The sequence below is a fragment of the Streptomyces sp. NPDC056738 genome, assembly GCF_042790435.1.
GTDB lineage: Bacteria > Actinomycetota > Actinomycetes > Streptomycetales > Streptomycetaceae > Streptomyces.
Genome location: NZ_JBHTZF010000009.1, coordinates 142319 through 162921, shown reverse-complemented (window position 1 = coordinate 162921; position 20603 = coordinate 142319). Strand labels below are relative to the sequence as shown.

17 protein-coding genes are annotated in these 20603 nt (G+C 71.4%); 11 read left to right on the top strand and 6 right to left on the bottom strand.

The window, feature by feature from the left end; all coding sequences use genetic code 11:
- Positions 1-135 precede the first annotated feature (135 nt).
- From ACFRIC_RS24215 to ACFRIC_RS24200, 4 genes are all read left to right on the top strand, one after another.
- Entirely contained in the window at positions 136-1227 is a 1092-nt protein-coding gene (locus ACFRIC_RS24215) for a glycine betaine/L-proline ABC transporter ATP-binding protein (protein WP_382789120.1), read from the top strand.
- Positions 1220-3832 (top strand): ABC transporter permease/substrate binding protein, encoded by a 2613-nt coding sequence (locus ACFRIC_RS24210; RefSeq protein ID WP_382789117.1) that lies wholly within the window; start codon positions 1220-1222, stop codon positions 3830-3832. Before ACFRIC_RS24215 ends, ACFRIC_RS24210 begins: the two co-directional genes overlap by 8 nt.
- 594 nt (positions 3833-4426) lie before the next feature.
- Positions 4427-5008 carry a helix-turn-helix domain-containing protein gene (locus ACFRIC_RS24205; RefSeq protein ID WP_382789114.1) on the top strand — a complete coding sequence of 194 codons (582 nt, stop codon included), beginning with the start codon at positions 4427-4429 and terminating at the stop codon, positions 5006-5008.
- Between the two features lie 118 nt (positions 5009-5126).
- Positions 5127-5849 carry a helical backbone metal receptor gene (locus ACFRIC_RS24200; protein WP_382789112.1) on the top strand — a complete coding sequence of 241 codons (723 nt, stop codon included), beginning with the start codon at positions 5127-5129 and terminating at the stop codon, positions 5847-5849.
- 148 nt (positions 5850-5997) lie between these two features.
- On the opposite strand, the gene ACFRIC_RS24195 is transcribed toward ACFRIC_RS24200, so the two are convergent.
- From ACFRIC_RS24195 to ACFRIC_RS24185, 3 genes are all read right to left on the bottom strand, one after another.
- A complete protein-coding gene (locus ACFRIC_RS24195; RefSeq protein WP_382789109.1) occupies positions 5998-7821 on the bottom strand; it encodes a choline/carnitine O-acyltransferase in 1824 nt (607 codons plus the stop codon).
- Positions 7818-8663, bottom strand: coding sequence for a class I SAM-dependent methyltransferase (locus ACFRIC_RS24190; RefSeq protein ID WP_382789107.1), 846 nt, complete (start codon positions 8661-8663; stop codon positions 7818-7820). The genes ACFRIC_RS24195 and ACFRIC_RS24190 overlap by 4 nt, the downstream gene beginning before the upstream one ends.
- A 105-nt stretch (positions 8664-8768) precedes the next feature.
- Positions 8769-9638, bottom strand: coding sequence for an arpA protein (locus ACFRIC_RS24185; RefSeq protein ID WP_382789105.1), 870 nt, complete (start codon positions 9636-9638; stop codon positions 8769-8771).
- Between the two features lie 436 nt (positions 9639-10074).
- On the opposite strand from ACFRIC_RS24185, the gene ACFRIC_RS24180 reads away from it, so the two are divergent.
- From ACFRIC_RS24180 to ACFRIC_RS24170, 3 genes are all read left to right on the top strand, one after another.
- On the top strand, positions 10075-11469 hold the full coding sequence (locus tag ACFRIC_RS24180; protein ID WP_382789102.1) for a hypothetical protein: 1395 nt from the start codon (positions 10075-10077) through the stop codon (positions 11467-11469).
- A gap of 120 nt (positions 11470-11589) precedes the next feature.
- A complete protein-coding gene (locus tag ACFRIC_RS24175) occupies positions 11590-11889 on the top strand; it encodes a DUF1905 domain-containing protein (RefSeq protein ID WP_382789100.1) in 300 nt (99 codons plus the stop codon).
- Positions 11890-12145: 256 nt separating this feature from the next.
- Positions 12146-12910, top strand: a complete 765-nt coding sequence (locus ACFRIC_RS24170) for a hypothetical protein (RefSeq protein ID WP_382789097.1) — start codon at positions 12146-12148, stop codon at positions 12908-12910.
- A gap of 33 nt (positions 12911-12943) precedes the next feature.
- On the opposite strand, the gene ACFRIC_RS24165 is transcribed toward ACFRIC_RS24170, so the two are convergent.
- Positions 12944-14095, bottom strand: a complete 1152-nt coding sequence (locus ACFRIC_RS24165) for a TDT family transporter (protein WP_382789094.1) — start codon at positions 14093-14095, stop codon at positions 12944-12946.
- 95 nt (positions 14096-14190) lie between these two features.
- Between ACFRIC_RS24165 and ACFRIC_RS24160 the strand changes: the two genes are divergently transcribed.
- Positions 14191-15114, top strand: coding sequence for a LysR family transcriptional regulator (locus tag ACFRIC_RS24160; protein ID WP_382789091.1), 924 nt, complete (start codon positions 14191-14193; stop codon positions 15112-15114).
- Positions 15115-15209: 95 nt separating this feature from the next.
- Here the strand turns inward: ACFRIC_RS24160 and ACFRIC_RS24155 are convergent, their stop codons facing one another.
- Together ACFRIC_RS24155 and ACFRIC_RS24150 are read right to left on the bottom strand one after the other, a co-directional pair.
- Entirely contained in the window at positions 15210-15932 is a 723-nt protein-coding gene (locus ACFRIC_RS24155; RefSeq protein WP_382789089.1) for a gamma-glutamyl-gamma-aminobutyrate hydrolase family protein, read from the bottom strand.
- A gap of 156 nt (positions 15933-16088) precedes the next feature.
- Positions 16089-16826 carry a FadR/GntR family transcriptional regulator gene (locus ACFRIC_RS24150; RefSeq protein WP_382789087.1) on the bottom strand — a complete coding sequence of 246 codons (738 nt, stop codon included), beginning with the start codon at positions 16824-16826 and terminating at the stop codon, positions 16089-16091.
- Positions 16827-16903: 77 nt separating this feature from the next.
- Between ACFRIC_RS24150 and ACFRIC_RS24145 the strand changes: the two genes are divergently transcribed.
- The 3 genes from ACFRIC_RS24145 to ACFRIC_RS24135 all read left to right on the top strand — a co-directional run bounded on the left by ACFRIC_RS24145 (position 16904) and on the right by ACFRIC_RS24135 (position 20501).
- Entirely contained in the window at positions 16904-18274 is a 1371-nt protein-coding gene (locus ACFRIC_RS24145) for a glutamine synthetase family protein (protein WP_382789085.1), read from the top strand.
- Positions 18275-18357: 83 nt separating this feature from the next.
- The gene (locus tag ACFRIC_RS24140) at positions 18358-19713 is read left to right on the top strand and encodes an aldehyde dehydrogenase family protein (RefSeq protein WP_382789609.1); all 1356 of its coding nucleotides are present in this window, start codon (positions 18358-18360) and stop codon (positions 19711-19713) included.
- Positions 19710-20501 (top strand): 3-oxoacyl-ACP reductase, encoded by a 792-nt coding sequence (locus tag ACFRIC_RS24135; protein WP_382789082.1) that lies wholly within the window; start codon positions 19710-19712, stop codon positions 20499-20501. The genes ACFRIC_RS24140 and ACFRIC_RS24135 overlap by 4 nt, the downstream gene beginning before the upstream one ends.
- Positions 20502-20603 lie beyond the last annotated feature (102 nt).

The following is a 20603-nucleotide window of genomic DNA, read 5'->3' as shown; positions in this document are numbered from 1 at the left end:
CTCCCGTGTTTGCTCCGTGTAAGCGGGGGCAGGCGCCGCCTCTGAAGAACGCGGTTGTGAATTCAACCGTCCTCGGCAGCCGGGAACACGCGCGTCGTCCTTCCGCGTGCGCCCCTGCCCCGACGAGAGGCACCTGTGTCATCCAGGCTTGAAGCCGACCATCTCTACAAGGTGTTCGGAAGACGACCGGAAGCGGCGGTGGAACGACTCCGCCAGGGGGCCGACCGTGAGGAGCTGCGCGCCGACGGCACCACCGCCGCCGTGATCGACGCCTCCTTCACGGTGGAACCCGGCCAGATCTTCGTCGTCATGGGCCTGTCCGGATCCGGCAAGTCCACGCTGCTGCGCATGCTCAACGGACTGCTGGAGCCCACCGCGGGGCACGTGCGCTTCGACGGCCAGGACCTCACCGGGCTCAGCGCGCGCGAGCTGCGCGAGGTCCGCTCCCGGAAGATCAGCATGGTCTTCCAGCACTTCGCGCTGTTCCCGCACCGCAGCGTGCTGGAGAACGCCGGCTACGGCCTGGAGGTCCAGGGCGTACCCGCCGCCGAACGCCGTGAACGGGCGGCCGCGGCACTGGAACTGGCCGGACTCGCCGGCTGGGAGAAGTCCTGGCCCGACGAACTCTCCGGCGGCATGCAGCAGCGCGTGGGTCTCGCCCGCGCGCTCGCCACCGACGCCGATCTCCTGCTCATGGACGAGTCGTTCAGCGCGCTGGACCCGCTGATCCGCCGTGACATGCAGGACCAGCTCCTCGAACTCCAGAAGAAGCTCGAGAAGACCATCGTCTTCATCACGCACGACCTCAACGAGGCGATGCGCCTCGGCGACCGCATCGCCGTCATGCGCGACGGCCGCATCGTCCAGGAGGGCACCGCCGAGGACATCCTCGTCCGGCCCGCCGACGACTACGTCGCCTCCTTCACCCAGGACGTCGACCGTTCCCGGGTGCTGACCGCGGCCGCCGTCATGGACACGGACCTGCGCGGCGACGAGGCCGACTGCGCCTGCGAGACCGCCACGCCCGACACCCCGTTCGTGGACCTCTGCGCGCTGAGCGCCCGTCTCCCGCACCCGGTCGCCGTCGTCGACAAGAAGCACACCCTCGTCGGCGTCGTCCCGCGGCGCCGGCTCGTCGGCTTCCTCGGCGACGAGCAGGGCGGCCCCGGGACGTGTCCCGGTGGACAGGACAGCGGACACGGCAAGGGGGTGAAGGCCCATGCCTAGGATCCCCTTCGGCGACTGGGTCAACGACGCGGTCGACTGGCTGCTGAACCACATGGCGTGGCTCTTCGACTTCCTCAAGACCGTCTTCACGGGCACCTACGACGCCATCGACGCCGTCCTTCAGGCACCCCAGCCGCTGCTCCTCGCCGGCATCTTCGCCGTCATCGCCTTCTGGCTGCGCGGCACTTCGGCCGGTCTGCTCACCTTCGCCGGATTCGCCTTCATCGACTCCCTCGAACTGTGGGAGGACGCGATGGTGACCCTGTCCCTGGTCCTCGTCGCGACCCTCATCGCGCTCGTGGTCTCCGTGCCCGTGGGCATCTGGGCGGCCAGGTCCGACCGGGTCAGCGCCGTCGTCCGGCCGGTCCTCGACTTCATGCAGACGCTGCCCGCGATGATCTACCTCATCCCGGCCATCCTGTTCTTCGGAACCGGCGCCTCCGCCGGCATCGTCGCCACCCTGATCTTCGCGCTGGCCCCCGGCGTCCGTATGACCGAACTGGGCATCCGGCAGGTCGACAAGGAACTGGTCGAGGCCGCCGACGCGTTCGGCACCACCCCGCGCGCCACCCTGCTGCGCATCCAGCTCCCGCTGGCCCTGCCCACCGTCATGGCGGGCGTCAACCAGGTCATCATGCTGGGCCTGTCCATGGCCGCCATCGCGGGCATGGTCGGCACCGGCGGCCTCGGCGGCGACGTCAACGAGGCCATCGGCCAGTTGAACGTCGGCCTCGGCTCCGAGGCGGGCGTCGCGATCGTCATCCTCGCCATCTACCTCGACCGCATGACCGGCGCGCTCGGCACCCAGGTCTCCCCGCTCGGGCGGCGCGCCGCGGCCAAGGCGCGCGCCGCGCGGGGCCTGCGGATCTGGTCCTACCGCCCCCGTCCCGTCGTGGCCATGGCGGGCGTCGTCGTGCTCGCGCTCGTCGCGGCCGGGATGGGCGTCCTCGGCGGTGGGGGCACGGAGGCCACCGCCGCCGACGGCGAGAACGTCGGCCAGGGCAAGAAGGTCACCATCGGCTACATCCCCTGGGACGAGGGCGTCGCCTCCACCTTCCTCTGGAAGGAGATCCTGGAGGAGCGCGGCTACCAGGTCGACGTCAAGCAGTTCGACGCCGGCCCGCTGTACACCTCGCTCGCGCAGGGCGACGTGGACTTCGAGACCGACTCCTGGCTGCCGACCACGCACGCGCAGTACTGGAAGAAGTACGGCAAGCAGCTCGACGACCTGGGCTCCTGGTACGGCCCGACGTCCCTGGAGCTGTCGGTGCCCGCCTACATGAAGGGCATCGACTCCCTGGAGGACCTCAAGGGCAAGGCCGGCACCTTCGACGGGAAGATCACCGGCATCGAGTCCAGCGCCGGAATGATGGGCCTGCTCAAGAGCAAGGTGCTCAAGGCGTACGGGCTCGACAAGGAGTACAAGGTCGTCGACAGCTCCACGCCCGCGATGCTGGCCGAGCTGAAGCGCGCGTACGCCGCGAAGAAGCCGATCGTCGCCACGCTCTGGTCGCCGCACTGGGCCTACAGCGACTACAAGCTGAAGAAGCTGAAGGACCCCAAGGGCGCCTGGGGCAAGGGCGACGGCGTGCACACGCTGGCCCGCAAGGGCTTCGCGCAGGACGACCCGGTCGTCGGGAAGTGGCTGAAGGACTTCAAGCTGACCGAGAAGCAGCTCACCGGCCTCGAAGCCGAGATCAACAAGGTCGGCAAGGGCAAGCAGCAGGACGCCGTGCGCGCCTGGCTGAAGAAGAACCCGTCGGTCGTCGGCGAACTGGCCCCCGTCAAGAAGGCCGCCGCCGCCCCCGCCGAGGCGAAGCGTCCGCTGGACGTCGCCTGGTTCCCCTGGGACGAGGACGTCGCCATCACCTATCTGTGGAAGAACGTGCTCGCCCGGCGCGGCTACACGATCGACCTCAAGCAGATGGACGTCGGCCCCGTCTACACCGGCCTGGCCTCCGGCGACCTCGACCTCAACTTCGACGCCTGGCTGCCCTACGCCCAGTCCAACTACTGGGAGGCGCACAAGGACCACCTGAAGGACCTGGGCACCTGGTACGAACCGACCTCCCTGGAGATCGCGGTCCCCTCGTACGTGAAGGACGTCCGCTCCCTCGCCGACCTCAAGGGCAAGTCCAAGACCTTCGGCGGAAAGATCATCGGTATCGAGCCGGGCACCGGTGAGATGAACCTCCTCAAGAAGAAGGTGCTCCCGGGTTACGGCCTGGACAAGGAGTACGAGGTCGTCGACGGCTCCACGCCCGCGATGCTGGCCGAGCTGAAGCGCGCCTACGCCGAGAAGAAGCCGGTCGCGGTCGTGCTGTGGTCGCCGCACTGGGCGTACAGCCAGTACGAGCTCACCAAGCTCACGGACGACAAGAAGCTGTTCGGCGAGGGCAACACGATCCGGACCATCGCCTCGGAGGACTTCCCGAGCCGGTACCCGAAGCTGGCCGGGTGGATCAAGCACTTCAAGATGAGCGAGGCCGAACTCGGCAGCCTGGAGAGCGAGATCAAGCAGCGCGGCCAGGGGCACGAGGACGAAGCCGTCACCGCGTGGCTCGACGAGCACCCGGGCATCGTGGAACGCATGACTCCGCGGTAGCGGACGAGCGGTGCCCGCGGGCGTGGCCGAGCCGTCACGCCGGGGCACGCCGAGCGGTTCACTCCGAGGGGTGGTCCTCGTCGTCAGGGTCTCTTGACCCGTGCGACGAGGACCACCCCTCGTCGCGTTCCGCGCTCGCGGGCTCCTCCCCGCCCACCCGGCCGCCGGTCCGCACGCCGGTCCGCACGCCCGTCCGCACGCGCGGGCGACGGCGCCGGGGGTCGCGTACTGGCGTACGACAGAGATCCGGCCAACCGTCACGCGGCGCGCGTCCCGGACCGAGCCGCACCACCAACTGCGCCTCGACGCAACGGACTTCGGGATCCGCTCCGGCCGTCGAAGGGCCCTGGCGGGGTGTCCCGCCCCCGTGATCGGCCCTTATGCCGCGTACGAGGGGGTGGCGGCGCCGGGCGCGCGAGGGCTCGCGCGGTGGCGCGAACTGTAACCCTCACACTCCCTCGAAGTGACAGCGATGTGACGGGTCCATGAAACGGTTTGCCGAACATGCGTAGGGTGCAAACAACTCAACAGAAGCGGCGGGCCGGAAATCCGCACGGTTCGCGGACCGACGACGCGAGGGAGGGAGCCGGAGCGATGGGCGACCACAAAGAACAGCCCCTTCGGGTGGGCGCGGCCGTACGGCGACGACGCCGGGCTCTGCGGCTCACGCTCGCCGCCGTGTCCGAACGCAGCGGCCTGTCGGTGCCCTTTCTCAGCCAGGTGGAGAACGAGCGGGCGCGGCCCAGCCGAAGCTCCCTGGAGCGGGTCGCCGACGCCCTCGGCACCACGGCCGCCGATCTGCTCGCCGCCGCCGACCCGGCGTGCAGTGTCGACGTCGTACGCGCCGACGACGGGGCCGAGTTCACACCCGGGGCCCACGCCCGCCCCCTGGTGCGCGGTCACCACCAGCTCCACGCCACCGAGTTCACCGGCGACCACGAGGAGGCCCGCGAACTCCAGCACCGCAACGACAAGTTGATGTACGTCGCCGACGGCGGTGTCGAGGTCGAGGCGGAGGGACGGGCGCACCGGCTGGGCCGGGGAGACACGCTCTATCTGACGGGCGGTGTGCGGCACCGCTGGCGCGCCACCGTGCCGGACACCCGGGTCGTCGTCGTCGAGGTCGCCGACCACATCGACGCGGTGGAGGACCCGCACTCCTTCGGCAAGCGCTGAGCGGCCCCGGCTCGGGCCCCGGCTCGGGCGACGGGGAACCCCGCCGGGCGGGTGAGAGCGGCGCGCGAGAGGATGACGGGAGACGGGAGACAGGGCGGCGCGGGAGAGGCGGACCGGTATGCGGGTGGTGTCCCTCGTGCCCTCGCTGACCGAGGCCGTGGCCGTGTCCGTGCCCGGCGTCCTGGTCGGCGCCACCGACTGGTGCAGTCATCCGGCGGACCTGGACGTCACCCGGATCGGGGGCACCAAGAACCCCGACGTCGACGCCGTCGTACGGCTCGCGCCCGATCTGGTGGTCGCCAACGAGGAGGAGAACCGGGAGCCCGATCTGGCCGCCCTGCGGGAGGCGGGGATCGAGGTACTGGTCACCGAGGTGAGGGACGTGCCGGGCGCTCTTCGCGAACTGGACCGGGTGCTCGCCGCCTGCGGCGCGAACGGCCGCCCGCGCTGGCTGGACGCCGCGGAGGCCGCCTGGGCCGGGCCGACCGCTCCGGCGGCCCCCCGCAGGACCGCCGTCGTGCCGATCTGGCGCCGGCCCTGGATGGTGCTGGGCCGGGACACCTTCGCCGGAGACGTCCTGGCCAGGCTGGGCGTCGACAACGCGTACGCCGATCACGCCGAGCGCTACCCCCGCGTCCCCCTCACCGAACTGACCGCGTCGGGCGCCGACCTCGTGGTCCTGCCCGACGAGCCGTACCGCTTCACCGCCGACGACGGCCCGGAAGCCTTCCCCGGCCTGCCCTGCGCCCTCGTCGACGGCCGCCTGCTGACCTGGTACGGCCCGTCGCTGGCCGAGGCACCGGCCCTCCTCGGCGCGGCGCTGCGGCCCGCCGACCGCTGATCCGGGCCCCCGGCTCCGGGGCGGCCCGGGCCAGGCCCGGCCACCGGAGCCGAAGGGGCGCCACCGGAGCCGAACGGGCCACCAGAGCCGAACGGGCCGCCGGACCCTCGTTCCCTGCGGGGAGTTCCGGTCCGGCGGCGGGGTCCGATCAGGCCCCGGGCCGCTCGGAGGCCAGCAGCTCCCGGAGCTCGTCCATCGCCTCGCGCAGCCGGTCGGCGAACGTGCGCATCTGCGCGGCGACCGCCAGCGGCGTGCTCAGGTAGAGGTTGAAGCGGTCGGGGAGCAGGACATAGGCGACGCCGATGCACTGGCTGCTGGTCGAACCGAAGCCGAAGTACTGGATGTTGACGGACGGCGCCGAGCTGGTGCTCAGGTAGTCGTCCCGCATGACCGACCAGCCCGGCGTCCGGTACAGCGCGGGCTGCTCGGTCACTCCGAGCTCGGCCCCCCGCCGGCGCTGGATCAGCTCCAGCTCCCACAGGTGCTGCTCCGGCGCCTCCCCGGCCTGGCACGCCTTCGCGCGCGCCACATGGGCCTGCGTGGCCGCCCGGAACGCGGTGCGCCGGGTGTCCGCGTCCGCCGCCGGATCCTCCATCGCCGCCACGAAGGCCGTCATCTCGGGGGTGACCACGCGCATCGCCTCGGTCCGCCCGTGCCGGTACTGCCGAGTGGCGATCGACTCGTACGTGGCGCCCAGGTGCCCTTTGGCGCGCTGGTGGGCGAGCTGGTAGGCGGCCTGGACGAACGCGTCCGGCGAGACCCCCAGGGCCTTGGCCGCGCCGCTGCCGAAGTCCTCGAACGACAACGTGCTCGTCGCCGTGTTCTCCCCGTACGCCGCGAACGCCTCGGCGGCCCAGCGCGCCCGGTCCCGCAGCGCGTCGTCCAGTTCGAACACGATCGGTTCCAGCGCCGGAAGCCCCTGGGAGCGGGCGCCGGACCGCCGGGACTGCTCCTCGGCGGGGGTGTCGAGCAGGGCGTCGGTGAACGTGAGGATCGTCGTCCCGTCCAGCTCGCAGTGCTCGACGTTGATGCCCGCCCGGCCGTCGGCGAAGACGACGAAGGTCACGGCCTTGTCGAACCAGCGGTTGCCGCGGTCGCCGTACAGCAACTGGTCGCAGGCGTCCTGCGTGTCCGCGGGGGCGAAGTCCTCCAGAGCGAGGCAGAACAGGGCCGTCTCGACGTCTTCGAGGGCGGCGGCGTTGCGGGGGTGGCAGGCGAGGAGGGACTCCCGGGCGGCCGCCCACTCCGCGCGGGCCATGGTGGTGAGGTGGCCCACCGAGGTGTCCGCGCCGGCCGGTTCGGCCTTCATCACGGCGCGCAGCCCCGCCTCGAGGTCCTCCAGGCTGTGCGGGACACCGTCCGGACCCAGCACGTCCAGCCGGAACATGCCGCCGCGGAAGAACACCACGACGTGCCGGGCCCCGGACGGGCCGGGCCACTCGTCGGTGTAGGGGGCGCGGACGGTGTCCTGCTGCGCGCCGGGGATGCGCGTGGTGGAGAACAGGAACCTGTTCTGCACCATCGACTGAGGCGCGCCACGCTGCACGACCGGTGCGATCAGCCCCTGATCGAGCTGCCGCTTGTAGTCGAGCGCCCCGGCGACGAGCCCGGCCGCCCGCTCCACCTGGGCCTGGCCGGAGTCCCGGAACAGGAAGAAGAAGTTGGCGTTGAGCGCGATCCGGTCCCTGCGGCCGAGGTATCGGTAGGGCCAGAAGACGTCGAGCCAGCTCTGCACGCCCTCCGTGGCGTCGTACTCCTCCAGCGCGGCGTGCAGCACCCGGCCGGGGCCGCCGGGGCGGAGGAAGGCGGCGACCTCCGCCTCGGTCGCCGAGCGCTCGTCGGCGGTCAGCAGCGGTGCGCACCAGGCGAGGAACCTCTCGCAGCTCGCCTCCAGCGTGGGCAGTGGTACGCGCGGGAGGCTGTCCTCCTGGGCGAAGGTCGCGTTCCGCGACCCGTCCTGACTGGTCTTCAACTCTGTTCTCGATTCGAATCGTCGGTACCTGTGACGCCGTACGGCCGGGAAAGATAGAGCTGTGCGTAGAGCCAGCCTTCCGCCTCCAGGCCCCGTGGATCCACCCCCGCGGCGGACATGCCGTCGAGCACGCGTGTCTGCTCCTGAGGGGAGGCGAACCGCCGCTGTCTGAACACCTCGTCGACGCGGACGGTGCGGTAGCCCAGGTCCTCCAGCGCGCGTTCGACGGGGTCGAAGGGGAACATCCGCAGCACGAAGTGCGCCATCCAGGGCCGGCGGGTGCCCTGGGCCCGGACGACTCGTGTGAGGGTCCGCTCGGTGACGTAGCCGACGCAGCCCGTCGAGATCACCAGGTCCGTACCCGAGAGCTGGGCTCGCTGTCGCTCTGTGGGCTCGCGCTCCTCCAGGTCGGCGTGCACCACGTCGTCGAGGAACCCGGCCTCGTGCGCGTACGACAGCGCGCTGCCGGAGGTGTCGAGGCCGACGAAGCGGATGGCCTGCGGGGGCTGGCGCGAGCGGGCCATCTCGCGGTCGCGGGCCAGCAGCGCCTCGCGGCTCTCCTCCGCACGCCGTTCGTCGCCGTAGCGCGCGTACAGCTCGTCCATGGTCGCGTCGTACTTGAGCAGGGCGGCGTTGATCCCGTACGAGCAGCCGATGTCCAGCACCTGCGGCACCGCGACGTGCCGGGACTCCCGGTACTCCGTGATGATTTTGGTGAACCAGGGCTTGGCCTGCTGCGGCACGCCGTAGTCGAGCGGGCGCAGCACCCTGAAGTAGGTTCGCGGATCGGGCTGGTCGTAGATGTGGTCGAGTGTGACTTTTCCGGTCACGTCGAAACGCACAGGGCTTACTCCTCCGTGGGTCTGCGCAGGGGAAACGGCCTATGGCGACTACGCGTTCCGGCCGTCCGCGGGTCCGGCGGCGGGCGGCGTCCGCCCGTCGCGGCACTAGTCCAGGAGCCGGTCGCCGCGGACCGCCCGGCCCTCGGCCTCCAGGTGCTCGGGCAGCACCCGGCCGAAGAGCTGCCGGGTCCGCTCCACGCTCCCGATGACGCCGGGGCGCTCGCTGTAGGCGAAGATCGCGGAGTGCCGGGCGGTCTCGCCGCGCACCGGGCTCACGCGGTGCAGCGAGTAGCGCCCTTTGAACAGTTGCAGGTCGCCCGGTTGCAGGGGCAGGCGCCGTGTCAGCCGCTCGCCCCGGCCGTCCACGACGTCCCGGACGTCGGCGAAATTCTCGTCCTGTGCGGTTCTGATGTTCGGGCAGTACTCGAAGACGCCGCCGGACTCGGCCTGTTGGGTCAGCATGCTCACGGTGAACTCGTTGGTGTCGAAGTGCCAGGGGTGTTCCATGCCCGGCGCGACGACGTTGAGGACCAGCCCGGAGAGCGGGTCCGCCAGCTCGTGCAGCTCGGGCAGTTCGAAGCAGCGGGCGACGAAGTCCCGGAACACCGTGTCGGAGTAGAGGCGGCTGATGAGCGAGTCCGCGGGGATGCGGTCCCGCGCGACGAACGCGTTGCCCCGCTCGAAGGTTCTCCGGCCCGGATGGTCCTCCGGCAGCGCCGCGTCCACCGCGATGTTGTAGACGTTCACCGTCTCGACGTCGTGGTACGCCCGGGGAGCGATGGCCGAGCATTCTTGGCGCAGCACGTCGCGCAGCGAGGGGCGGATGAAGTCCGGCAGTACGGTGCAGCCGAGCGTCGACAGTTCACGCCGGGCACGGGAGACCACGGCCTGCCCCCGGTCGCCCGCGAGTTCCGACAGGGGATAGCGGTTCGTGTCGACCACCTGATCGAGCGTCAGGGCTTCCAAAGAGCGCATTCGATCCTCTCCACGTGCGGGCCGCCCGACCGGACCCCACTCTCGGCTCATCGGCAACTCGGTTGCCACGACGGGCACTTGAAGTTCCCACAGGGGCACCGCGCTGTCTGTGACACGTCACACTGCCCAACTGTGTGCTCCAGCATGCTTCCTTGGGCTCGACACGGGCCGGGTCGTCGTGCAGCAGGCGCGGGAGTCGGAGCGCCCCGCCCGAGGATCGGGGCGGCCACGAGAGGCAGTTGCGCCGAAGGCCTCTCGCCGTTGTGCCGAAGACCTCTCGTCGGTCTGCGAAGGCTTCTCGCCGTTCTGCCGAGGGCCCTTCGTTTGTTCTGTCGCTGCGCGGCGGAGTGTGATCAACGACGTTGACCTCGTATACGTGGCATGTGCAGACTCTGCGGGCCCGCGACGGTCGCCGGCGTACAAGGAGGTCCCCGCCATGTCCGGAGAGCGCGGTCACCGTGAGACCCTCGCCGCGATCGCCCGCAATCCCGCGGCGCCGGCCGACGTCCTGACGAGGCTGCTGGGAGAGGAGGCCGCCGCGGTCTGGAACACGGTCGCCTGGCGCGCGCTGCCGGACGAGGTGGTCGACGCCGTCGTCGCGCATCCCGACCGCAGGGTGCGGAGCGCCCTGACGGAGAACGTCTCGGTGGCGGCGGAACAACGGGCCAGGCTGGTGGACGATCCCGATCCGCGCGTCCGTCTCGGCCTGGCCCTCGGACCCCAGTGGTTCCGCGTCCCCACGCCACCCCTGCCGCTGACCGCCCAGCGGCGACTCCTCGCCGATCCGGATCCAGGAGTCCGCCGAAGCGCGGCCTTCTGCCGTGACACCGCCCCGAGCCTGGTCGCCGGGCTGGCCGACCACGAGGACGCGGAGTTCCGGCGGGCGGCCTGCCGCCAGTGGACCCTGTTGTCCGAGGACACCCGAGGCCGTCTGCTGCACGACGCCGCCGACGAGGTCCGCCGAGCGGCCATGATGGAGGCCTGCCGCGATGACGCGGCCTGCACGGACCTTCTGCTCGACGCGGGCATCGGCGGCGTCGACCGGTGGCAGGTGATCCGGCGCGGAGCCATGAGCACGTCGACCGCCGAACGGCTCGCGGCGAGCGCCGAGGAGCAGGACCGGCGGGAGCTGGCAACCAACCTCGGTGTTCCGATCGACATCGTCCGGCCGCTGGCGGACGACGCCTCGCACGGAGTCCGGCTGGCGGTGTCGGTGCGCCCCGAGCTGACGGAGGCCGAACGCTCCGCCGTCGATGTCACCATCAGACCGTCCGATCGGCTCGAACCCGTCGACTGGGTCTGCCTCTGCGCCGATCCCGACGTCCTGCGCCGGTGCGCCAGGTCCGCCAACATCCTGCTGCGGCGCAGCGCGGCCTACAGCCCGCACCTGCCCGCCGACGCCGTCGACCTGCTCGCGAAGGACGAGGACTACGCCGTACGACTTCTCCTGTGCGAGAACCAGCCGACCGTCGACGGCGAGGTCGTCCTGCGGACGTATCTGGACTGCAAGGTCATCACCAAGGGGGCTCTTCAGCGCCATCCGAACTTCCCGCGTTCCGGCAACGCGGAACGCTTCGCCGACGATCCGGATCCGGAGCTGCGACGGCTGGTGGGCCTGGACCGCGAAGCACCCGCCGACACGGTGGTCAGGCTGCTCTCCGACCCCGACCGCCGCGTACGTGCCATGGCGGCCGCGCACCCCGCCCTGCTGGTCGACCTCATCCTGGAAAGCTGCGGGAATCCGGAGACGTCCTCCAGCGCCCTCGGCAACCCGAGCCTTCCGCCGGAAGCCATGCACGGATACCTGGACGACGCGGGCGTCCCCCGCTAGCCGCACCGAGACGGTCTCGGCGGGCGCCGTTTACGTATCTTGCCGAGGGACAGGACGACCGGCCGTCCCCGCCGGGCCCGTCGCGCCCCTTGACCCTCCCCATCGAAGGAGACCGACCGCATGGAGTTCGACTTTTCCGGCCCGGTGATCGAATGGCGCGGACCGTCGCCGTACTACTTCGTCCGCGTGCCGGACGAGGAGTGCGCCGACATCCGCGAGGTGGCCGCGATGGCCACCTACGGCTGGGGCGTGATCCCGGTCGAGGCCCGGATCGCCGAGATCGTCTTCCGGACGTCGCTCTTCCCCCGGGACGGCGGCTATCTGCTGCCGCTCAAACTGGCGGTACGCAAACCGAGCGGCCTCTCGGCGGGCGACGAGGTACCGGTGAGGATGACGATCCACCTCGACGAACCCCGATAGTGCTGGGTTCGCGGTTCCTCCGCTGCCGTCGGCCCGGGGCTTGGCCGGCGATGGTGCCCTTCTGGACAGAGTGGGCCTCTTCCGCGCGGACGACTCGGCCCGCGGACCGGTTCGTGGCGATGTCCCCACGAGTCCGCGCACTCTCCGTCGGGTTTCTGGTGGGCGGGGAGGGGGGCAGGGTACGTTCGGCGGTCATCATTCCAACATGCCTGCGAACGCCAGTAGTTGATGGGCTGCAGGAACTCTGGGGGCGGCAGTGGATGTGCTGACGTTGGTGTCCGCGTTCGTGGCGCTCGTCGGCACTGCCGCGACGGCGGCGCTCGGCTACTGGACGCAGCGGCGCCTGCGTCTGGTGGAGCAGCGGAACCTCATGGACTCCTACGGGGCTTCGCTGGCCTGGGCCGCGTATGACCTGCAGTCCAGGTTGTACAACATCCTGCACGGCCATCAGACTGATTCCTCGCCAGGGCCTTACCTCGGCTTTCTGAGCTCCTTCCACCTGCAAGGCACACCGGAGCAGCGGGAGTACGTGCGGCGCAGCACGGTGTTCGTGCTCGCCGAGTACTTGGGATGGGTGGAGATCCTGCGGCGGGACATCCAGTTCCTCGACCTCGGTCGGTCACGGGCGAACCAGAGTGCCGTGACCGTCATCTCGTCCATCGGCACAGTGCTCAACCGCACTTCGTCCGCTGACGACGTGTTGCGTCTTTGGCGCGCCGAGCAACGGGCCATCGGGGAACTGATGGTGCATCCGGAGGGGGAGCCCGGCCGTCGCAGGTGCCTGGGTTACGCGGAATTCTGCGAAAAGCTTGATGGAGACGACGTGTTCCGCCGGTGGTTCGCGCCGCTCCTTGAGGACGTCGACCGGCTTGCCGGGGACACCGCGCTTGCTGTGCCCCGGCTCGCCGAACTCCAGCAGAAGCTCATCGACCTGATCGACATGTTGGACCCGAAGGCCGAGCGGTTCCCGCATTTTCGCCGGCAGACCCGCGTGGCGCCGGGCTTCGGAGGGTCCGGCTGAAACGCTTTGCCGGCCCTGGGCCGCCCGCCTGCTTCACCGAGGCGCCGTCAGCAGCTTTCCTGTGAGCAGGCCGTGGGCTGTTCGGGCCGTTGCCACCGTCCAGGCGGTCAGGAGCAGGGCGTACAGGGCGACGGCCAGGATCGTGAAGGCGGTCAGGCCGGTGTGGTGGGCCAGGCCCTCGGCGCCGGTGACGCAGGTGCCCACCGGGAAGGTGAAGGCCCACCAGGTCATCGCGAAACCCATGCCCTGACGGCGGGCCCGTACGACCATCGCGGCGGCCAGCGCGAGCCACAGCAGGGCGAAGCCCAGTACGGGGACGCCGTAGAGCACGGCGAGGAGGGCGAAGCCCTGGTCGTAGGGGGCCGGCACGACACCGGGGGCGGCGTCCGCGAACTTGCCCACCGCGGTCGTCGACTGGCCCAGCGGGCCGAGCACGAGGAACAGCGTCGGGGTGAGCGCGAGCGGCAGCGGACCCGAGGTGACGAGCCGCGCGAAGACCATCGGCAGCATCACGAAGGTGGCCACCAGGCTGATCCCGAACATCGCGACACAGGCGAGGAGCAGCGTCTCCCGGGGCTGTCCGGCCGGCAGGTGCGGGACGAGCAGGGGGCCGAGCGCGGCCGACACCATCGGGGCGACGATCGGCAGCAGCCACACGGGGGAGGCCTGGCCGGGCTCGATGCGATGCCGTACGACCATGAGGTACGGGACGGCCACGGCGGCGGTCAGTCCGATCAGCGTCCCGGCGGTGAACAGGACGGAGTCCACCGCGACGGCCGCCGGTGTCCCGATCCAGTCCCGGCCCACCAGGAGGGTCCCGCCGCCCACGGCGAGCAGGGCCATCGACAGGCAGCCGTAGAAGGGGGCCATGGCGGGGTCGAGGAGGTGGGCGCGGGCCTGGTCGCGGTGGTACGTCCAGTGCAGGGCGCGGGCGGTGAGCAGCGAGAGCAGCAGGGCGAGCGAGAGCGCCCACACGGCGGCGCAGGCGGTGCGCAGGCCCGGTACATGCACGGGGAGCCCGGCCCCGGCCGTGGCCACGATCGCGGTACCCATCACGGAGGCGTACCAGTTCGGGCCGAGATGCCGGACCGAGGCGACGACGCGGTTTCCCGGGACACGGGGGGTCTTCGTGCCGGGGACGGTTCCCGCCTGATGGGCGGACAGGGGCTGGGCTGCGGTGACCATGACACCACGGTCGCGCCGCCGTGAGCTCCCCACCAGGGAGTGCGCGCCTATGACGACATAAGCTGGCTTTATGAGCAGCAGCGCTGAGGATCGTCATGAGTAGCGGTGCTGAGGACCGGACCGGCGCCGGGATCGCGCACCGGGTCCCCGATCTGGGCGCCCTGGAACTGCTGCTGGCGGTGGCCCGCCTCGGCAGTCTCGGGCGCGCCGCACGCGAACTGGGGATCACCCAGCCGGCGGCCAGCAGCCGCATCCGTTCCATGGAGCGGCTGCTCGGGGTGGCGCTCGTCGACCGTTCGCCCCGCGGGTCCCGGCTCACCCGCGAGGGGGCGCTCGTCACGGACTGGGCCCGGCGGGTGGTGGACGCGGCCGAGGCGTTCGACGCCGGGGCGCAGGCGCTGCGCGACCGGCGCGACTCGCGGCTGCGGGTCGCCGCGAGCATGACCATCGCCGAGTACCTGCTGCCCGGCTGGCTGATCGCCCTGCGCGCGCAGCGTCCCGACACGGCCGTGTCGCTGCTCGCCGGGAACTCCGCCGCCGTCGCCGAGCGGCTGCTGGCCGGTGAGGCGGACCTCGGGTTCGTCGAGGGGCTCTCGGTGCCGTCCGGTCTCGACGCCACCGTCATCGCGCACGACCGGCTGATCGTCGTGACGGCGCCCGGGCATCCCTGGGCGCGCCGTCGGGCGCCCCTTGCCGCGGCGGAGCTGGCGGCCACGCCGCTCATCCTGCGCGAGGAGGGGTCCGGTACGCGGCAGGTCCTCGACTCCGCGCTCGGGGGGCTGGCCCGGCCGCTGATCGAGCTGTCCTCCACGACGGCGGTCAAGGCGTCCGCCGTCAGCGGTGCGGGGCCCGCGGTCCTGAGTGAACTCGCCCTGGGGGAGGAGCTGTCCGCCCATCGGCTGGTGGGCATCCCGCTCGCCGACGTGCGGCTGACCCGCGCTCTGCGGGCCGTCTGGCCGACGGGGCACCGACCCACCGGCCCGGCCCGCGACCTGCTGTCCCTGACGCGGGGGGCGTAGCGGACAGGCTTCCTTCGCCCCCTCCGCCCCTACCCGTCCCGTACCTGGGGGCTGCCGCCCCCAGACCCCGGCTTCGGCCTGAACGGCCCTCGTCCTCAATCGCCGGACGGGCTGAAAGCTTCCGGCGCCGCACCGATCCTCGCCGCCGCCGCGATCAGGCCCCGCATCACCCGAAGGTCGTCCCCCATCTCCGGGTGCCACTGGACTCCCAGGGTCCAGGCGGGGCCCGGGAGTTCGATGGCCTCCACGGTGCCGTCGGCCGCGTGGGCGCTGATCGTGAGGCCGGTGCCGAGGCGGTCCACCGCCTGATGGTGGTACGTCGGCACCGCGCACGGCTCCGGGACGAGACCGGCGTACCGCGTCCCCGGTACGGGTGTCACCTCGTGGTGTCCGATCACGCCGACGTCCTTCACGTGCCCGTCGAGGTGCTGGACGAGCGTGCCGCCCAGCGCCACGTTCAGGAGCTGGTGGCCCCGGCAGATGCCGAGAAGCGGGGTCCCGGTATCCAGCGCGGCCCGGATCAGGGCGAGTTCCCAGGCGTCGCGCTCGGGGGCGGGCGGGCCCGTACGCGGGGAGCGCTCGGCGTCGTACCGGGCGGGGTCGACGTCGGGGCCGCCCGCCACGACCACCGCGTCGAGCCGGGCGACCGCCTCACGCGCCAGGTCCGGATCGTCCGGCGGCAGCATCACGGCCAGCCCGCCCGCCCGCTGCACGAGCCGCGGATAGCCGGCCGGCAGCAGCGCGGCCTCCAGCTCCCACACGCCCCAGCGCGCGCCGGCCTCCAGATACGTACTCACACCGACCAGCGGCCTGCCCACGCGCTACTCCCTCGGTGGTTCCAGTGGCTTCCACGGCCTCGATGGCTGCATCGCTCCATGGCTGCATCGCTGCATCGCTTCATGGCTTCAATGGAAAGGTCTCATACCTTTGGGGTGGGGGAGTGAAACACGAGAGCTTCACGCGGCACGCCCGGCTCACGTCAGGAACCCCCGCAGCAGTGCCGCCGTGCCCGCGCAGTGCTCTCGCATGATCTCGCGCGCCCCGTCGGCGTCCCCGTCGAGAACCGCCTCGACGAGAGCGGTGTGCTGGCGCTGGGAGTGCTCCAGGTTGCGGACGAGGAGCGGGATGCAGTCGAGGAGGTCATTGACGCCGGCCCGTACGGCCGCGTAGCGCGAGGTGAGGGAAGGAGAGCCGGAGAGTTCGGCGAGGGTCAGGTGGAGCAGGGTGTCCAGACGCCGGTACTCCGCCAGCGGGGCGTCGTTCGTCCGCTCCAGCGCCTCACGCAGCCGCAGCGCCTGCTGCGCGTCGAGCCCGTGCGTCGCGCACAGCCCGGCCGCGCCCACCTCCAGGACCTCGCGGAAACGCAGTACGTCCTCGATGTCGACCGCGGCCACCCGCCGGCGCAGCTCGTGCTCGCCCGGGGTGTCCGTGCGGGCCAGCACGAACGTGCCGCCGTACCGGCCGCGCCGAGACTCGACCAGACCCTGGTCCTGGAGCACCTTCAGGACCTCGCGCAGCGTCACCCGGCTGATGCCCAGCCGCTCGGCCAACTCCCGCTCCGAGGGCAGCCGTTCACCGCCCGGCACCAGACCGAGCCGGACGATCTGGAGGATCTGCTCCAGCGCCTCCTCGAAGCCGTTGCCCGCCCGCACCGGCCGCAGGACCGGCGTCAGCCGGTCGTCGGTGCCGCGGTCGGGTTGCGCCCGCGTCATCAGGTCGCGCCCCCTTCCCAAGCAATGGTTCTCCGCAATACCTTATGGCCCTCGGCTGACCCAAGGAGGCTTTTCCGGTGGCAGACCGCACACCCCCGCTCTCCGTCGAGGAACTGCGCATCCTCGTCGAGGCCGGTGACATCGACACGGTCGTCCTGGCCTTCCCCGACATGCAGGGACGGCTCCAGGGCAAGCGGTTCGCCGCGGCCTTCTTCCTCGACGAGGTCCTGGAGCACGGGACGGAGGGCTGCAACTACCTCCTCGCCGTCGACACGGACATGAACACCGTCGACGGATACGCCATGTCCTCCTGGGACCGGGGATACGGCGACTTCGCCATGCACCCCGATCTCACGACCCTGCGCCGCGTGCCCTGGAACGCCGGCACCGCCCTGCTGGTCGCCGACCTCGCCTGGAACGACGGCTCCCCGGTCGTCGCCGCCCCCCGCCAGATCCTGTGCCGCCAGCTCGACCGCCTCGCCGAGCTCGGCTACACCGCACAGGTCGGCACCGAGCTGGAGTTCATCGTCTTCAAGGACACCTACGAACAGGCCTGGGACAGCGGCTACCGGGGGCTCACCCCGGCCAACCAGTACAACATCGACTACTCGGTCCTCGGGACCGGACGCATCGAGCCCCTGCTGCGCCGCATCCGCAACGAGATGCAGGCCGCCGGGCTCACCGTCGAGTCCGCCAAGGGCGAGTGCAACCCCGGCCAGCACGAGATCGCCTTCAGGTACGACGAAGCCCTCGTCACCTGCGACCAGCACGCCGTCTACAAGACCGGCGCCAAGGAGATCGCCTCCCAGGAGGGCGTCTCCCTCACCTTCATGGCCAAGTACAACGAGCGCGAGGGCAACTCCTGCCACATCCACCTCTCCCTGGCCGACGCGGACGGCACCAACGTGATGGCGGGCACCGCCCAGGACCCCGGCGGCATGTCGGAGGTCATGCGCCACTTCCTGGCCGGACAGCTCGCCGCGCTGCGTGACTTCTCCCTCCTGTACGCGCCCAACATCAACTCGTACAAGCGCTTCCAGCCCGGCTCCTTCGCCCCGACCGCCGTCGCCTGGGGCCACGACAACCGCACCTGCGCGCTCCGCGTCGTCGGCCACGGCCGCTCCCTGCGCTTCGAGAACCGGCTGCCCGGCGGCGACGTCAACCCGCACCTGGCCGTCGCCGGACTCGTGGCGGCGGGGCTGTACGGCATCGAGCGGAAGCTGGAGCTGCCTGAAGCCTGCGCGGGCAACGCCTACAGCGCCGCGTACGAGCACGTCCCCACCACCCTGCGCGAGGCCGCCGAGCTCTGGGAGAACAGCCCGATCGCCCGGGCCGCCTTCGGCGACGAGGTGGTCGAGCACTACCGCAACATGGCGCGCGTCGAACTGGAGGCCTTCGACGCCGCGGTGACCGACTGGGAGCTGCGCCGCTCCTTCGAACGCATGTGAGGACCCCCTTGCCGCACCCCCACGCATCCCAGCCACCCGCGTCCCAGCCGTCCACCCCACCCCCGTACGAGCACGAACTGCGGGTGCTCGACCCGGCCACCGAGGAGATCGTCGCCACCGTCCCGGCCGCGACCGCACAGGACGTGGACGACGCCGTCGTACGGGCCGGCCGGGCGCAGGCCGGATGGGCTGCGCTCGCGCCCGCCGACCGGGCCAGGCTGCTGCGCCGCTTCGCCTCCGTAGTCGACGGCCACCTAGAGGAACTGGCCCGCCTGGAGGTCCGCGAGGCCGGCCACACCCTCGGCAACGCCCGCTGGGAGGCGGGCAACGTGCGCGATCTGCTCGACTATGCCGCCGGGGGAGTGGAACGCCTGACCGGGCGTCAGATCCCGGTCCCCGGCGGCCTCGACATCACCCTCCTCGAACCGCTCGGGGTCGTCGGCGTCATCGCGCCGTGGAACTTCCCGATGCCCATCGCCGCCTGGGGCACCGCGCCCGCCCTCGCCGCGGGCAACGCCGTCATCCTCAAACCCGCCGAGACGACCCCGCTCACGGCACTGCGGCTGGCCGAACTCGCCCTGGAGGCAGGCCTGCCCGAGCACCTCTTCCAGGTACTGCCCGGCGCCGGTCCCGTCGCGGGCGACGCGCTCGTCTCCCACCCCGGTGTCGCCAAGATCGTCTTCACCGGGTCGACCACCGTCGGCAAGCAGGTGCTGGCGAAGGGCTCCGCCCTCCTCAAGCGCGTCACCCTCGAACTCGGCGGCAAGAGTCCGAACATCGTCTTCGCCGACGCCGACATCGAGGCCGCCGCCGCCTCCGCCCCCATGTCCTTCCTCGACAACTCCGGCCAGGACTGCTGCGCCCGCACCCGCATCCTCGTCCAGCGCTCCGTCCACGACCGCTTCCTCGAACTCCTCGCCCCCGCCGTCGAGTCGGTCGTCGTCGGCGACCCCTCCGACGAGCGGACCCAGATGGGCCCGCTCATCTCCGCGGCCCAGCTGGAACGCGTACGGTCCTACGTCGACGCCGACGCCCCCGGCATCCGGGGCAAGGCTCCCGGGGGCCCGGGCTTCTGGTTCGCGCCCACCGTGCTCACCGGCGTCGAACCCGGCGCGCGCGTGGCCGTGGAGGAGGTGTTCGGCCCCGTCGCCGTCGTGCTGCCCTTCGAGGACGAGGCCGACGCCGTCCGGCTCGCCAACGCCACCGACTACGGCCTGTCCGGTTCCATCTGGACCCGTGACGTCGGCCGCGCCCTGCGCGTCTCCCAGGCCGTCCGCGCCGGCAACCTGTCCGTCAACTCCCACTCCAGCGTCCGCTACTGGACCCCCTTCGGCGGCTTCAAGCAGTCGGGGATCGGCCGCGAACTCGGCCCGGACGCCCTCACCGCCTTCACCGAGACCAAGAACGTCTTCATCAGCACGGAGGGTCCCGCACAGTGACTTCAGACACCCCCCAGACCGTCTGCCGCCGCCTGGTGGGCCGCACCGCCGTCATCACCGGCGCCGCCAGCGGCATCGGCCTCGCCACCGCGCGCCGGCTCGCCTCCGAGGGCGCCCACGTCGTCTGCGGCGACATCGACGAGCAGCACGGGAAGGCCGTCGCCGAGGAGGTCGGCGGCACGTTCGTCAAGGTCGACGTGACCGACCCGGAGCAGGTCGAGACCCTGTTCAGGACGGCGTACGACACCTACGGCTCGGTCGACATCGCCTTCAACAACGCGGGCATCTCGCCGCCCGACGACGACTCCATCCTGGACACCGGCCTGGAGGCCTGGAAGCGCGTCCAGGAGGTCAACCTCACCTCCGTCTACCTGTGCTGCAAGTCGGCCATCCCCTACATGCGCCGCCAGGGCAGGGGCTCCATCATCAACACCGCCTCCTTCGTGGCCCGCATGGGCGCGGCGACCTCCCAGATCTCGTACACGGCGTCCAAGGGCGGGGTGCTGGCCATGTCCCGTGAACTGGGCGTCCAGTTCGCCCGGGAGGGCATCCGGGTCAACGCCCTGTGCCCCGGACCGGTCAACACCCCGCTGCTCCAGGAGCTGTTCGCCAAGGACCCCGAGCGGGCCGCGCGCCGGCTCGTGCACATCCCGGTCGGACGGTTCGCCGAGGCGGACGAGATCGCGGCGGCCGTCGCCTTCCTCGCCAGCGACGACTCGTCCTTCGTGAACGCCACCGACTTCCTGGTGGACGGGGGCATTTCGGGCGCCTACGTCACCCCGCTGTAGCGGAGACGGCCGGTCCGCGGGGTGGGCGGCGACCCGGTCCCGCCCACCCCACGGACCCCGTGCGCCGGCGCCGGAGGGACGTCTCGACGCCGTGGCGAACGC